This window comes from Sphingobium sp. TCM1 (assembly GCF_001650725.1).
Lineage (GTDB): Bacteria > Pseudomonadota > Alphaproteobacteria > Sphingomonadales > Sphingomonadaceae > Sphingobium.
Genome location: NZ_LXVX01000034.1, coordinates 316,683 through 330,279 on the forward strand (window position 1 = coordinate 316,683; position 13,597 = coordinate 330,279).

The 13,597-nt window shown below is 65.4% G+C and carries 12 protein-coding genes and 1 tRNA gene; 7 read left to right on the top strand and 6 right to left on the bottom strand.

Annotation, left to right across the window (positions count from 1 at the left end; translation table 11 throughout):
* Positions 1–119: 119 nt before the first annotated feature.
* Positions 120–1,688 carry a recombinase family protein gene (locus A7Q26_RS18555; RefSeq protein ID WP_084439206.1) on the top strand — a complete coding sequence of 523 codons (1,569 nt, stop codon included), beginning with the start codon at positions 120–122 and terminating at the stop codon, positions 1,686–1,688.
* Here A7Q26_RS18555 and A7Q26_RS18560 read toward each other — a convergent pair.
* The 3 genes from A7Q26_RS18560 to moaA all read right to left on the bottom strand — a co-directional run bounded on the left by A7Q26_RS18560 (position 1,674) and on the right by moaA (position 3,676).
* Positions 1,674–1,748: transfer RNA gene (locus A7Q26_RS18560), tRNA-Asn, on the bottom strand. The genes A7Q26_RS18555 and A7Q26_RS18560 overlap by 15 nt on opposite strands.
* A gap of 138 nt (positions 1,749–1,886) precedes the next feature.
* Positions 1,887–2,663, bottom strand: a complete 777-nt coding sequence (locus A7Q26_RS18565) for an NAD kinase (protein WP_066862582.1) — start codon at positions 2,661–2,663, stop codon at positions 1,887–1,889.
* Entirely contained in the window at positions 2,660–3,676 is a 1,017-nt protein-coding gene (gene moaA, locus A7Q26_RS18570; RefSeq protein WP_066862585.1) for a GTP 3',8-cyclase MoaA, read from the bottom strand. The genes A7Q26_RS18565 and moaA overlap by 4 nt, the downstream gene beginning before the upstream one ends.
* Positions 3,677–3,797: 121 nt before the next feature.
* On the opposite strand from moaA, the gene A7Q26_RS18575 reads away from it, so the two are divergent.
* A complete protein-coding gene (locus tag A7Q26_RS18575) occupies positions 3,798–5,807 on the top strand; it encodes a putative bifunctional diguanylate cyclase/phosphodiesterase (RefSeq protein WP_066862588.1) in 2,010 nt (669 codons plus the stop codon).
* 144 nt (positions 5,808–5,951) lie between these two features.
* On the opposite strand, the gene metK is transcribed toward A7Q26_RS18575, so the two are convergent.
* The 3 genes from metK to A7Q26_RS18590 are packed head-to-tail and all read right to left on the bottom strand — an operon-like array spanning position 5,952 to position 9,407.
* Positions 5,952–7,157, bottom strand: coding sequence for a methionine adenosyltransferase (gene metK / locus A7Q26_RS18580; protein WP_066862591.1), 1,206 nt, complete (start codon positions 7,155–7,157; stop codon positions 5,952–5,954).
* A 57-nt stretch (positions 7,158–7,214) separates the two neighbouring features.
* Positions 7,215–8,762, bottom strand: coding sequence for an apolipoprotein N-acyltransferase (gene lnt, locus A7Q26_RS18585; RefSeq protein WP_066862593.1), 1,548 nt, complete (start codon positions 8,760–8,762; stop codon positions 7,215–7,217).
* Between the two features lie 9 nt (positions 8,763–8,771).
* Entirely contained in the window at positions 8,772–9,407 is a 636-nt protein-coding gene (locus tag A7Q26_RS18590; RefSeq protein ID WP_066862596.1) for a YqaA family protein, read from the bottom strand.
* A 176-nt stretch (positions 9,408–9,583) separates the two neighbouring features.
* Here A7Q26_RS18590 and A7Q26_RS18595 point away from each other — a divergent pair, with 176 nt between their 5' ends.
* The 5 genes from A7Q26_RS18595 (at position 9,584) to A7Q26_RS18615 (ending at position 13,452) form a co-directional block, all read left to right on the top strand.
* Positions 9,584–9,826 carry a hypothetical protein gene (locus A7Q26_RS18595; RefSeq protein ID WP_066862599.1) on the top strand — a complete coding sequence of 81 codons (243 nt, stop codon included), beginning with the start codon at positions 9,584–9,586 and terminating at the stop codon, positions 9,824–9,826.
* 88 nt (positions 9,827–9,914) lie between these two features.
* Positions 9,915–10,673, top strand: a complete 759-nt coding sequence (locus A7Q26_RS18600) for a hypothetical protein (RefSeq protein ID WP_066862602.1) — start codon at positions 9,915–9,917, stop codon at positions 10,671–10,673.
* Positions 10,674–10,835: 162 nt separating this feature from the next.
* Entirely contained in the window at positions 10,836–11,426 is a 591-nt protein-coding gene (locus A7Q26_RS18605; protein WP_066862940.1) for a DJ-1/PfpI family protein, read from the top strand.
* Between the two features lie 209 nt (positions 11,427–11,635).
* The gene (locus A7Q26_RS18610) at positions 11,636–12,559 is read left to right on the top strand and encodes a bifunctional helix-turn-helix transcriptional regulator/GNAT family N-acetyltransferase (protein ID WP_066862604.1); all 924 of its coding nucleotides are present in this window, start codon (positions 11,636–11,638) and stop codon (positions 12,557–12,559) included.
* Positions 12,560–12,807: 248 nt separating this feature from the next.
* Positions 12,808–13,452: a glutathione S-transferase family protein gene (locus A7Q26_RS18615; RefSeq protein ID WP_066862608.1), complete on the top strand. Its 645-nt coding sequence runs from the start codon at positions 12,808–12,810 to the stop codon at positions 13,450–13,452.
* Positions 13,453–13,597 lie beyond the last annotated feature (145 nt).

The following is a 13,597-nucleotide window of genomic DNA, read 5'->3' on the forward strand; positions in this document are numbered from 1 at the left end:
TCCGATAATGTAAAACGGAAACTGTCACGCCGCCCGCCGCTCGCATAGTCACGTCCTCGTGGCTTGATGGAGGGGAGGGAGGATAGGGAGGTATTCTCAGTAGGATTCAGGAATGACACATGGCACGCCCACGTAAACCCAAAGTCCAATCGTCTGGTCGTGGGCGCTCGGTCGGAGGGGAAAAAGCCGTCCTCTATGCTCGCGTCTCTACGGCAGAGCAGGAGAAAGAGGGCTTCTCGATCGATGCGCAGGTTGCTCTGATCCGCGAATATGCTGAGCGTATGGGCTTCAGCATCGCCGAGCAGTATGTCGATGTGGAGACCGCGAAAAAGACCGGCCGGACCCAGTTCGAGGCGATGCTCAAATATCTTCGGAGCCATCCTGGGGTCCGACATCTGCTGGTGGAGAAGACGGATCGGCTCTATCGCAATATTAAGGATTGGGTGACGCTCGACGGTTTCGACATTGAGCTGCATCTCGTCAAAGAAGGAACGGTCCTTTCCCGCGACTCGCGTTCATCTGAAAAGTTCATGCACGGGATCAAGGTCCTCATGGCTAAGAACTATGTCGACAATCTATCCGAAGAGGCCCGCAAGGGCATGCTGGAGAAGGCGAAGCAGGGCATCTGGCCTTCGCAGGCTCCACTCGGCTACCTTAACGTCGTGGGGCCACAGGGCAAAAAGATCATTGTTCCTGATCCCGAATTCGGACCGATCGTGAGACGCGTGTTTGAATGGTTCGAGACGGGCGATTATGCCCTGAAGGACGTCACCCAGAAGGCAAGAGACGCAGGGCTCCGATATCGTCGGAGCCAGCGGCCGGTCGGGATCAGCACGATCCACTATATGCTCCGAAACCGGCTTTATGCTGGAGCATTCGAGTGGGCTGGTCGCTTATATCAAGGCACTCACGATCCACTCGTGACTCGCGAGACTTGGGAGAACGTTCAAGAAGTTCTAGATGGGCGCAGTGCGAGCAACGTCCGGGCGGAGCCGCTGCGCTTTGCCTTCACGGGCCTGATCACCTGTGGACACTGCGGATGCGCGGTAGTGGCCCAAATGCAGCGCGGGCGATACATTTACTATCACTGTTCCGGCTTCAAGCAGAAGTGTCCTGAGAAATATGTTCGTGAGGAGACCTTGGCGTTGGCCTTCTCGGAGCAGCTCGCTCGGCTGCACATGGATGATGAAATTTTCTCACTGATCGAACGCGCGATTCGCGAGTCGCATTCAGACAAGAGCAGGGAACGAGTCGAGACGATCGCCCGGCTTCGGCTCGAAGCCGATCGACTGCAGCAACGCCTGGATAAGCTCTACATCGATCATCTCGATGGCCGGATAACGGCTGACATGCATGATCGGATGGCGGCAACCTGGCGCGAGGAACGGACAGGATGCCAACGTCGGATCGACGTGCTGCATAATGCCGAGGATGCGTTCGTTGAAGACGGGATCGCGTTGCTCAACCTCGCCCGGAAGGCTCACACAACCTTCAACCTACAGTCCCAAAGCGGCAAAAATACCGCTTTGAATCTGTTGGTTTCGAACAGCACATGGGCGAACGGGCAATTGCACGTGACCTTTCGCGAACCATTTGATATGCTTGAAGAATTTATGGTTGGAAACTCGCCGTCCGAGCCCCCGACAGGGTCGGGTGGCTCGGGCGTTTCAAGTTGGCTCCCCGAGTAGGATTCGAACCTACGGCCATTCGATTAACAGTCGAATGCTCTACCGCTGAGCTATCGGGGAGCGACCCGGCTTCCGCTGGGCAGGCCGCGCCTATAGCAGCGGCTTTCCGGGGATGGCAAGCCGCAATGTCATAAAAAATCCAAAGCGTTTCCGGCAGAGCCGGCAAACGGGCCTGGGGTGCGAAAACGCGACCGCACGCTAGGCGATGAACTGTTCGGCGGCGATCCGGTCGTCGAGCGTATGTTCGGGGTCGAACAGCAGGGTCAGGGGCGTGGTACGGTCGATGCGGACTTCCACCTGGGCGACGTCGCGCACTTCGCGCTGGTCGGCGACGGCGCTGACCGGGCGCTTGACCGGGTCGAGCACGGAAAAGCGGATGGCGGTGGATTCGGGCAGGATCGCGCCCCGCCAGCGGCGGGGGCGGAAGGGGCTGATGGGCGTCAGCGCTACCAACCCCGACCCCAGCGGCAGGATCGGGCCATGGGCGGACAGATTATAGGCGGTGGAACCGGCCGGGGTGGCGACCAGCACGCCGTCGCACACCAGTTCGGGCAGCACCGCGCGGCCGTTGACCTGCACCTCCAGCTTGGCGGTCTGGCGGGTTTCGCGCAGCAGCGAGACTTCGTTGATGGCGGGGATGGAGAATTGCTCGCCATCGACGGTGTCGACGGTCATGCGCAGCGGATTGACCTTGAAGCTCTTGGCCTTTTCCAGCCGCTGGTCGAGCCGTTCCAGCCGCCATTCGTTCATCAGGAAGCCGACCGTGCCGAGGTTCATGCCGAAGACGGGAAGGATGCGGCGGCTTTCCAGCATCGCATGGAGCGTGTGGAGCATGAAGCCATCGCCGCCCAGCGCGACGATCATGTCCGCCTGATCGACCGGTACGAAGTCATAGGCGGCGCGCAACCGCTCTTCGGCCGCGCGGGCCGCCTGGGTGGGGGACGCGACCAGCGCGCGCCGCGCGTCGCCACTCATCCGCCGGTGACGCTCATATGGCGATGGGTGGCGGCCTGCTCGCCCGCGCCGATACGGAAGTCGTGGGCTGCGGGCTTCAGGCGCAGGGCGCGGTCGATGAGCGGCTGAACCGCATCCGGGCCGCCTTCGCGCAGGGCGGCCTTGAAATCGACATGGTCTTCATGGCCCAGGCACATGAAGATCTTGCCCTCGCAGGTCATGCGGATGCGGTTGCAGTCCGCGCAGAAATTGCGGGTGAGCGGGGTGATGAGGCCGAGGCGGATGCCCATCCCTTCCACCGCATGATAACGGGCCGGGCCGCCGGTGCGGTGGGCGATGGGGGTGAGGGGGTGATGCGCGCCGATCGCGTCGGCCACCTGCGTCAGCGGCAGATAATGGTCGGTGCGATCCTCGCCGGTTTCGCCAAGCGGCATGGTTTCGATCAGCGTCAGGTCAAAGCCCTGGCTGTCGCACCAGCGCAGCATGGGGAGGATTTCGTCGTCATTGACGCCCTTCAGCGCCACCATGTTGATCTTGATCGCAAGGCCCGCGGCGCGCGCCGCGTCCAGCCCGGCGAACACATCGTCGATCCGCCCGCCGCGCGTCACATGGGCGAAGCGATCGGGGTCGCGGCTGTCGAGGCTGACATTGATCCGGCGCACCCCGGCGTCGAACAGGTCGTCGGCATGGGCGGCGAGGCGCGTGCCGTTGGTGGTGAGGGTGAGTTCGTCCAGACCCTGTCCCAGATGGCGGCCGATGCGGCGGACGAGATCGCCGATGTCGCGGCGCACCAGCGGTTCGCCGCCGGTCAGGCGGATCTTCGCAATCCCCCGCGCGACGAAAAGATCGGCGAGCAGCGCGATCTCCTCCAGCGTCAGCACCTGATTCTTCGGCAGGAACTGCATCCGCTCCGCCATGCAATAGCGACAGCGCAGGTCGCAGCGATCCGTCACCGAAATCCGCAAATAGCTGATCCGGCGGCCCAGACCGTCGACCAAGGGCAGGGCCGGGGACGAAGGGGCGGCAATGGCCATGGCTGCATAGCTAGGCGATGGTCCGGGCCGGTGCAAGCGCCCCCGTTGCGGTGATGCCAACAGGTCGGTAACTCCTTGTCGGTAAAGACGGTGCGATGCGCGGGGCAGGGAGACAGATGAGGTGAGCGGGGACGCCGCACGGGACGGGCAGCCAAGCCTCTTCATCCTGTCGCCGGGAGATCGCGACGGGCTGTGCCAGGCGGCGCAGGCGATCGGCTGGCGGGCGATCGGCGCGCGCCGGCCGGGCGATGCGCCGCAACGCTTCCTGCGCAGCGAGGCGCAGGTGGCGCTGGTCGACCTGCGCGCGGGCGGCGACATGGACAGGTTGCTGGAACCGCTGGTCCCGGCCGCCGAGGCGGGCGGCGGCGCGCTGGTCGTGCTGATCGACGGAGCGGAGGAAACGCGGGTGCCCGCGCTGCTGGCGGCGGGAGCGACGCATTTCCTGACCGCGCCCTTCACGCGGGAGCGGCTGCGCGGCGTGCTGGCGTCGGCGCAGCGGCTGGTCGAGCGGCTGGGCGGCGGTGCGCGGCCGAGCCAGCGGGCGCAGCGCATCCGGCGCGGCGACGCGCTTTACTGGCAATTGGGAAGCGACGGGATGCTGCGCCTGAGCGAGGCGCTGGCGCAGCAACTGGCGCTGGACGGAGCGGCTATCGCGCCGGCCGCGCTGCTGCGCCGATTGTCGCGCGCGGAGCGACGCGGGGTGCTGACCGCGATGAAGGCGATGGCGCGGGCCGGGCGGCTGGCGCCGCTGGCGCATGGCCTGCCCGACCGGCCGGGCGACAGGCTGGTCCATCATCTGCGGGTCGAGGACGGGCAGATTGCGGCTGATGTCGAATGGCTGTCCGACCGGCATGAGCGGGACGGCGAGCAGCGCGACTATCTGACCGGGCTGCGATCGCGGCAGGCGGCGCTGGGGTGGCTGGACCGGCGCGTCGGGCTGCCGACCACGGTGCTGCTGCTGTCGATCAGCCAGTTCGAGCGGATGAACGCCGCCTATGGCCAGGTGGTGGGCGACGCGCTGCTGGGGCGAATCGCGCGGCGGATCGAGCGAATGGTGGAGGATGTGGCGCCCGGCGCGATGGCGGCGCGAATCGCGGGGACCGAATTTCTGGTCGGGCTGACCGGCGAGGCGGCGGCGAGCGAGCGGGCGACCTTCCTGGCGCGGCAGCTGATCGGGGCGATCGGGCGGCCGTTCAGCGCGGGCGACCATTTGATCCGGCTGACCGCGCGCTGCGGCATCGCGCAGGCGCGGGCCGAGGATGACGCGACCCTGCTGCTGCGCCGCGCGGGCATGGCCCTGGCCGATGCGCGGCAGGGCGGGGGCGAAGGCATCCGCATATTGTCGGCGGAGAAGCAAAGCCGGCAGGTCGATCCCGACCGGCTGGAAACCGACCTGCGGCTGGCGCTGGACCGGGGCGAGATCGGCATCGTTTTCCAGCCGCAATATCCGGTTTCGTCCGACCGGATCAGCGGGGTCGAGGCGCTGGCCCGGTGGAACCACCCCCATTATGGGCCGCTGGGCGCGGGCATATTGTTCGCGACCGCGGAGCGGTCCGATTACATGCTGCCGCTGTCGGCGCATATATTGGGCGAGGCATTGCGGCAGGCGGCGGCATGGCCGCGGGCGCTGGCCGACCTGCGTCTGTCGATCAACGTCACCGCCGCCGACATCGCCCAGCCGCGCTTCATGGCCGACCTGCTGGAACTGGTGGATCGCAGCGGCTTTCCGCGCGCGCGGCTGACGGTGGAGATCACCGAGAGCGGGCTGATCCAGGATGTGGACGCGGCGGCCGCATTGCTCCATGCGCTGCGCAGCGAAGGGCTGGCGGTGGCGATCGACGATTTCGGGACGGGCTATTCGAGCCTCGCCTATCTCAAGAGCCTGCCGCTCGACTATCTGAAGATCGACAGCGGGCTGGCGCAGGATATCGCCGGCACCGCGCGCGACCGGATCATCGTGCGCGGGGTGATCCACATGGCCAAGTCGCTGGGGCTGAAGGTGATCGCCGAGGGGGTGGAGACGGAACAGCAGCTCGATCTGCTCGCCCGCGAGGGATGCGACTATTATCAGGGCTTCCTGCGATCGGCGGGTGTGTCTTCGGCCGATCTGCTGGCGCTGGTGTTGCGCTGACGTGAAAAGGGCGCGGGGGTTATCCCGCGCCTTTTCTTGTTCCTTGTCATCATTCCCGCGGCGGCGGGACGCCAATCCCCGACCTTGCCCCGGCAGGGGCGTGCGGGGGATAAATCCCCGCCTGGGCGGGGATGACGGGGATGATTACAGGGCTGCCTTCAGCTTTTCGACCAGGTCGGTCTTCTCCCAGGGGAAGAAGTCGCCTTCGGGCTTGCGGCCGAAATGGCCATAGGCGGCGGTCGGCTGATAGATCGGCTTGTTGAGGCCAAGATGCGTGCGGATGCCGCGCGGGGTCAGGCCGCCCAGTTCCTTGATGCTCTTGATCGCTTCCTCGATCTTGTCGTCCCCGACGGTGCCCGAACCATGCGTGTCGACATAGAGCGACAGCGGCTCGGCCACGCCGATCGCATAGGCGATCTGGATGGTACAGCGCTGGGCAAGGCCGGCAGCGACCACATTCTTGGCGAGGTAGCGGGTGATGTAGGCGGCCGAGCGGTCGACCTTGGTCGGGTCCTTGCCGCTGAACGCGCCGCCGCCATGAGGCGAGGCGCCGCCATAGGTGTCGACGATGATCTTGCGGCCGGTCAGGCCGGCGTCGCCGTCGGGGCCGCCAATCTCGAAGCTGCCGGTCGGGTTGATGTGATAGACGGTCTCGTCCGAGAGCAGCTCGGCCGGGATCACCTTCGCCACGACGGACTTCACATAGGCCTTCAACTCGGCTTCCTTCTCACCCTGGTCATAGCCCTTGGCATGTTGGGTGGAGACGACGACGGCGGTGCAGGCGACCGGCGTGCTGCCTTCGTAGCGAAGCGTCACCTGGCTCTTGGCGTCCGGCTCCAAGAAGGGCGCGGCCTTCGAATGGCGGTCGGCCGCCATGGTTTCCAGGATCTTGTGGCTGTAATAGAGGGTCGCGGGCATCAGGTCGGGCGTGTCGTTGGCGGCATAGCCGAACATGATGCCCTGGTCGCCCGCGCCTTCATCCTTGTTGCCGCTGGCATCGACGCCCTGCGCGATATGCGCGGACTGGCCGTGCAGATTGTTCTCGAAGCGGAAGCTTTCCCAGTGGAAGCCTTCCTGCTCATAGCCGATGCGCTTCACCGTTTCGCGCACGGTCTTTTCAATTTCTTCCTGAGCGCCCGGCGCCCATTCGTCATTCTCGAAAACGCCCTTGCAGCGGATTTCGCCGGCCAGCACGACGAGCTGAGTCGTGGTCAGCGTTTCGCAGGCGATGCGGGCTTCGGGGTCCTTGGAGAGGAACAGATCGACGATGGCGTCGGAAATCTGGTCCGCAACCTTGTCGGGATGGCCTTCGGAGACGGATTCCGAAGTGAAGAGATAAGTGCTGCGCATGGGACTCCCGTAAGATGCTTGGGCGAATTGCGATATAAAGAAATGTTTATGTGCCTATTAGCTTTTGCCGCGACGCAAGGCAATGGCCAGCCCGAGGAGCAAAATGATGAGGGCGAGGGCCGCCCAGTTACCGACAATGGCGAAGACCGTTGGGGGTAGGGCCGGGGGCAGGCCGCCGTCGAGATAGCCGGCGCGGTTGAGGCCGAGGGCGCGGACGACCTGGCCGCGCGCGTCGATGATGGCCGAGACGCCGGTGGGCGTGGCGCGGATGATGGGCACGCCTTCCTCCAGCGCGCGCAGGCGGGCCTGGGCGAGATGCTGGACCGGACCCCAGCTGCCGAACCAGGCGTCGTTCGAGGGGTTGAAGACGAAGTCCGGGCGATTCCCGGCGTCGATCACATGGCCGGAGAAGATGATCTCATAGCAGATCTGGACGCCCATCTTCAGTGGCGGGCGGCCGAGGCTGGCGGGGAGGGTCAGGCTTTGCGGGCCGGGGCCGGGCCAGAAATCGGCGTCGCCGGGGACGAGGCGCGACAGGCCGATCGGCTCGAGCAGGGTCCGCATCGGCAGATATTCGCCATAGGGCACCAGATGCGCCTTGTCGTAGCGACCCGCCAGCGTGGCGCGGGGGGTGACGATCCAGACGCTGTTGTTGGCGCCGGCGAGCTTGTTGACCAGCATCCCGTCCTGCTCGACCGGCTTGAAATAGACCTTGTCCCCACCCGTCAGCAGCAGGTCGCCGGGGCCGAGCAGGCCGGCGAGGCGGGCGCGCCAGTCGGGTTCGAGGTCGAGATAGGCGGGGATGGCGGCTTCGGGCCAGAAGATGAGGCGCGGGGCCGGGCGGGGCTCGCCCGAGAGGGTCGAGAGCTTGCGGAAGTTGCGATATTCGGCCTCGACCGAATATTTTTCGTCCTGGCCGATATTGGGCTGGACCACGCGGATGCGGGGCGCGCCTTCGGGCGTTGTCGGCGCGGTGGCGAGGTGGCTCCAGAGCGCGAGCAGCAGGAGCGGGGCGAGGATCGCGGCGGCGGGGCGATACTGGCGGCGGGTGGCGAGGAGGAGCGCGCCCGCGGCGAGGATGGCGAGCGCGCCCAGGCCATAGGTGCCGATGACGGTCGCGGCGATCGCGGCGCCGGTCGGCATCCAGATGACGCCGAGCGGGTTCCAGGCGAAGCCGGTGAACAGGGTCGCGCGCAGATATTCGGTCGCGATCCATGTGGCGGCGAGGAGGAGGGGGAAGGACAGCGGCTTGCCGCCGATGGCCCGGTTCAGCCACCATGCGCCCAAGGTCGCAAGGCCGGGATAGACGGCGAGGTAGAGGGAGAGGAGGAGCACCGCGCCATAGCCGAACCAGTGCGGCATGGTTGCCTGGAAGGTGAAGGCGTGGGCGATCCAGTTGAGCCCGAGGGTGAAATGACCGACGCCGAACAGCCAGCCGCGGGTGAAGGCGGCGCGCCGGTCCGGGGCGCGTTCGACAGCCAGGATGAGCAGCGCGAGGCAGGCGAGGGTGACGGGCCAGAGCTTGAGCGGGGCGAAGCCGGTGGCGGACAGGAAGCCCGCCAGCAGCGCCGCGACCTTGGGGTGGCGGGCGAAAGCGTTCTTCATGTCAGCCTTTTAGCGAATCGTGGCCATGGTGGCGCCCGAGCACCTGTCGCTCTTTTCCCCGCCGCCCGACAGCATCGAGGCGGCGACGAAGCCGCCGACCACCAGCACCAGGAAGCCGGCGGACAGGAGGGCCAGATATTTCTCGATGAACGCCTTGATCGGGCGGCCGAATTTCCAGAACAGGAAGCCGACCAGCATGAACTGGAAGGCGCGGCTGACGATGCTGGCCCAGAGGAAGGTGAAGAGCGGCAGCCCGATGAAGCCCGCCGTGATGGTGATGAGCTTGAACGGGATCGGGGTCGCGCCCTTGATGAGGATGATTTCCGCCCCGTAATCGCGCAGATAGCAGGCGGCGACCGGGAATTTGGCGGCGAGGCCCAGCGCGGCCAGGATCTGCTGGCCGACCGTTTCATAGAGGAAATAGCCGATCGCGTAGCCGAACATGCCGCCCAGCACCGAGGCGAGGGTGCAGATGAGGCCGAAGCGCAGCGCGCGTTCCGGCCGGGCCAGGCACATGAGGCCCAGCAGCGGGTGCGGCGGGATCGGGAAGAAGCTCGATTCCATGAAGGAAATGGCGAAGAGCCAGCGTTCGGCGTGGCGATGGGCGGCCTTGGCCAGCGTCCATTGATAGAGCCTGGTAAGCATCGGCGCCGGGCCTAGCCGAGATGACGGGCCGCCGCCAGCGCTTTTGCCCGTCGGTGCGTTTCGGGCGACGGATCGTGGCAGACGCGGCGCGGCGATCGCATCGGCGATGCGATGGCGGGCGAGGGCGCTTGATCGCGGCGGCGCGCGCGATAGGATCGCGCCGAAGGAGAGAGGCCATGCAGGATATGGGCGAGGGCAGTTGCCCGTTCGCTTTCAATACCGATCCAGCGACGTTCAAGGTCGGCGATTCGGTCAGTTACCGGGTGACGGGGAGCCTGGCGGGCTTTCCCTTCGCGGGCGTGCTGCTGGAAGTGCATGAGGATCATGTCGTGCTGACGAGCGACCCGGACGACAAGGCGAGCCGGATGCGGGGGACCCGCGAAAGCCGACCGCTGGTGCGAGAAGAGGATGTCTGTTGATTTGACGCCGGCGACCGATCCACGGCGTTGACTGTCCGGTGCCGTCTGGGCAAGACCCCTTGTCTTCAGTCCTGTTTGGCCGGCGCATTTGATCATTTCTTCCATTTCCTGGGCCAAGGTGCGGCAGCGCGCCGGTGGCGTCGCGTTCGCGCTGGTGCTGAACCTGCTGCTGTTGCTGGCGCTGTTTACCCTGTCGCCGACCTTCGATCCGCCCAGGGAGGACCAGCGGCTGCCCGTGACCTTCGATGTCGAGGCGGGGCCGAAGGCGGACCAGGAGCAGGCCAGGGCCGATAAGGCGGAGAAGCGCGAGCAGGACAAGGCCAGCCCGCAACAACAGGCCGATCCCATGGTGCGGCCGCCCATCCCGGTGGAAAAGCCTGCGGAGCAGCCGCCCTCGCCCTTCCCCTTCCTGACGCTCAATCGCGAGCAGATGGCGGCGGCCGACATCGGTGCCCTGCCCAAGGCGGCGCAGGGGATCGGGCAGGGCAAGGGCGACAGCGCGGCGGTGCAGGGACCGGGCGAGGGGCCGGGGGGCGTGCAGCTGTTCGAGGCGGAATGGTATCGGCGGCCGACCCATGCTGAGCTGTCGACCTACATGCCCGCCAATGCGCCGGCGGAGGGCTATGGCCTGGTCGCCTGCAAGACGGTCGACCATTATCATGTCGAGAATTGCCAGGCTCTGGGCGAAGCACCGATCGGGTCGGGCTTCGCCAAGGCGGTGCGCCTGGCCGCCTGGCAGTTCCTGGTGCTGCCGCCGCGCGTCAACGGCAAGGTCATGGTGGGCAGCTGGGTGCGGATCAGGATCGACTATACGCGCCGGACGGTGGAGGCCGGGGCGGGGCGGTAGAAGAAGTCCAGCATGGCGCGAGCGGATCGCGCGGCTGGGCGTTGCTTGCGGCAGGGTGCCCCGATTGTCGCGTGACCGGTCGGGCCGGCCTGCCTCCAGCGTCATGCGTGGGGCGACGGGCGGGAGATGACGGGGGTCCGCGATCGTGCAGAAGGGATGACGATGCGGATTGCGATACTGAGCTTCGACGGCTTCAACGAACTGGACAGCTTCGTGGCGCTGGCCCTGCTCAACCGGGTGAAGGGTTGGCGGGCCGAGATATGCGGGCCGGGGGTGTTGGTGACGTCGATGAATGGCGTCGCCGTCCACGTCCAGCAGCCCATGGAATTTACGGAAGAAGCGGACATCGTCCTGGTCGGCAGCGGGGTGCGGACGCGCGCGGTCGCGGACGACGCGGCGCTGATGGCGCGCATCCGGCTGGACCCGGCACGCCAGATCATCGGGGCGCAATGTTCGGGCGCGCTGCTGCTGGCTAAGCTGGGGCTGCTGGACGCCGTGCCGGTCTGCACCGACCTGACGAGCAAGCCCTGGGTGGAGGAGACGGGCGCGCGGGTGATCGACGCGCCCTTCCACGCGGCGGGCAATGTCGCAACGGCGGGCGGGTGCATGGCGGCCCATTATCTGGCCGCCTGGGCGATCGCGCGCGGGGCGGGCGAGGCGGCCGCCCGGGACGTGATCGACTATGTCGCGCCGGTGGGCGAGAAGGCACAGACGGTGGCGCGGGTGATGGGCGTGATCGGCCGGTTCCTGTGAGGTCGGCCAGAAGCATGATAGTGGGTGTTTTCGACCGAAACTGGTCAGTGGAACATTCAGACCCGCATCTTGAAACCGGTCCCTCATGTAGATGGCAAGTCGGAGGGTGAAAGACTTGGTCTGGGGGAAAGCCGACGAGGAGAGATATGTTGACTCAATCAACAATGTCTTGCCATATGTTGACGGAATCAACATACTGCGAGTGAGATATGAGCGGCGGCAAAGACGACGAGGTAGACCAGCTTAGAAGCTTTAATCGGACCTACACAACCCATCTGGGCCTCCTCGAAACACACCTTGCCAACAGTAGGTTCACGTTGAGCGAGGGACGGATACTGTATGAGCTGGCGCACCGCCAGGAGCCTACAGCCGCCGAAATCGGACGAACCCTGCGTCTGGACCGCTCGCAAATAAGCCGCACGCTCAAGAGGTTTGCCGAGCAAGGGCTGATAATCTCGCGAGAAGACCCTGCTCATGGTCGCAATCAACTGTTGTCGCTCACCGCAAAGGGCAGGGTGGCGTTCGATAAGGCGGATCAGGGGGCACGAGACAGCGTTGCAGCCCTGCTGGATGCGCTACCCCTCTCTCGCCGCGCCGAGTTGCTCCGGGCAGTTTCGTCAATCAAAGAGGTTCTGGAAGCGAAGACCGCACCGGACCTTATCGTAAGAGAGCTTCGGACGGGCGATCTCGGGCTGATCGTCCATCGGCAGGCCGTCCTCTACGCCGCCGAATATGGTTATGATGGAAGTTACGAGACCTTGATCGCGCAGATACTCGCGGACTTCCACCGCACCTTCGACCCACATCATGAAGCCGGATGGGTGGCCGAATGGGATGGGAAAATGGCGGGGTCGATCTTCCTCATGCGCTCGGAAGAACAAGCGATAGGCAAGCTTCGGCTGCTCTATGTCGAGCCGGATGCGCGAGGCGTTGGAGTGGGCCGTCAGTTGGTGGAGGCCTGCATCGCACGCGCTCGGACGGCCGGCTACAGGCAACTGGAGTTATGGACCGACAGTCAGCTGACATCCGCACGTCGGCTTTACGCTCGCGCTGGCTTCAAGCTGCGTGACACCAAGGTCGAGCGGCATTTCGGCCAGGACATCGGAAGCGAAACGTGGGCGATGGCTCTGTGAACTGACGGCGTAGTAAAGGACCGCCTGCCATGTAGACGCTACTTGTCATGCGCGAATGTCTGAGAGTGGGGGCGTTTGTTGCGGGTGAATTCTCGTCGTGCAGCGTCAGCTATCGTCGATAATCTCTTCAAAAGCCGCCATGCCGCTCGCCACCCCTCCGGTCCGCCAGGCTGGCGCGCGATATTGGTTGCAATATGCTACTGGATAGGCATGATGGCGCCATCCGACCATGAGAGAGGAGGAATGAGATGATCATCCATGGCGCCAGGCCGTCGCCCTTCGTGCGCAAGGTCATCGTCTTTGCCGCGGAGAAGGGGATCGCGATCGAGGTCCGGCCGGCAGGATTCGGGCGGGGCGATCCGGTGTTCGCCAAAGCGTCGCCCTTCGGCAAGATGCCGGCGCTGGAGGATGGCGATTTCCTGATCAGCGATTCGACCGCGATCATAACCTATATGGATGCCCTGCATCCCGAACCCAACCTGATCCCGACCGATCCCAGGGCGCGGGCGCGGACCATCTGGTATGAGGAGTTTGGCGACACCATCGCCCAGGCGGCGGGCGCTCAGGTGTTTTTCAACCGGGTAGTGGGCAAGGCGATGAAGCTGCCGCACGATCCCGCGCTGGCGGATGCGGCGGAGGCCGAGAAGATGCCGGCCATCTACGACTATCTGGAAAGCGTGCTGCCGGAGAGCGGCTGGCTGGTGGAGGATCGCTTCACCTTGGCGGACATTGCCGCGGCCTGCCCGCTCATCAATGTCTGCTATTGTTCCAAGGGGTTGACGGCAGAACGCTGGCCCAGGGTCGTGGCATGGCTGGAGCGGATGAAGGCGCGCCCGAGCTTTGCCGAGGCGCTGGCGCAGGAAGCGGCGATCCTGGCGAGAATGGCGGCATGAAGTAACCTATATGGAACATTTGCCTTGACATCGTCACGCTGCTGTGGCAGGAATGTGGATATTGGGAAAATGTGAGTCGCCGCCATGGCGGTTGCCAAGGGGCCGGTCCTGCGAAGGGCCGGCTCCTTTGTCGTGCGGCGCGGGT

Coding starts and splice junctions, on each gene's coding strand:
- metK (WP_066862591.1), bottom strand. CDS start 7,157: ATGCGCAGCACTTATCTCTTCACTTCGGAATCCGTCTCCGAAGGCCAT.
- A7Q26_RS18605 (WP_066862940.1), top strand. CDS start 10,836: ATGCGGATTGCGATACTGAGCTTCGACGGCTTCAACGAACTGGACAGC.
- A7Q26_RS18610 (WP_066862604.1), top strand. CDS start 11,636: ATGAGCGGCGGCAAAGACGACGAGGTAGACCAGCTTAGAAGCTTTAAT.
- A7Q26_RS18590 (WP_066862596.1), bottom strand. CDS start 9,407: ATGCTTACCAGGCTCTATCAATGGACGCTGGCCAAGGCCGCCCATCGC.
- lnt (WP_066862593.1), bottom strand. CDS start 8,762: ATGAAGAACGCTTTCGCCCGCCACCCCAAGGTCGCGGCGCTGCTGGCG.
- A7Q26_RS18565 (WP_066862582.1), bottom strand. CDS start 2,663: ATGAGTGGCGACGCGCGGCGCGCGCTGGTCGCGTCCCCCACCCAGGCG.
- moaA (WP_066862585.1), bottom strand. CDS start 3,676: ATGGCCATTGCCGCCCCTTCGTCCCCGGCCCTGCCCTTGGTCGACGGT.
- A7Q26_RS18595 (WP_066862599.1), top strand. CDS start 9,584: ATGCAGGATATGGGCGAGGGCAGTTGCCCGTTCGCTTTCAATACCGAT.
- A7Q26_RS18615 (WP_066862608.1), top strand. CDS start 12,808: ATGATCATCCATGGCGCCAGGCCGTCGCCCTTCGTGCGCAAGGTCATC.
- A7Q26_RS18555 (WP_084439206.1), top strand. CDS start 120: ATGGCACGCCCACGTAAACCCAAAGTCCAATCGTCTGGTCGTGGGCGC.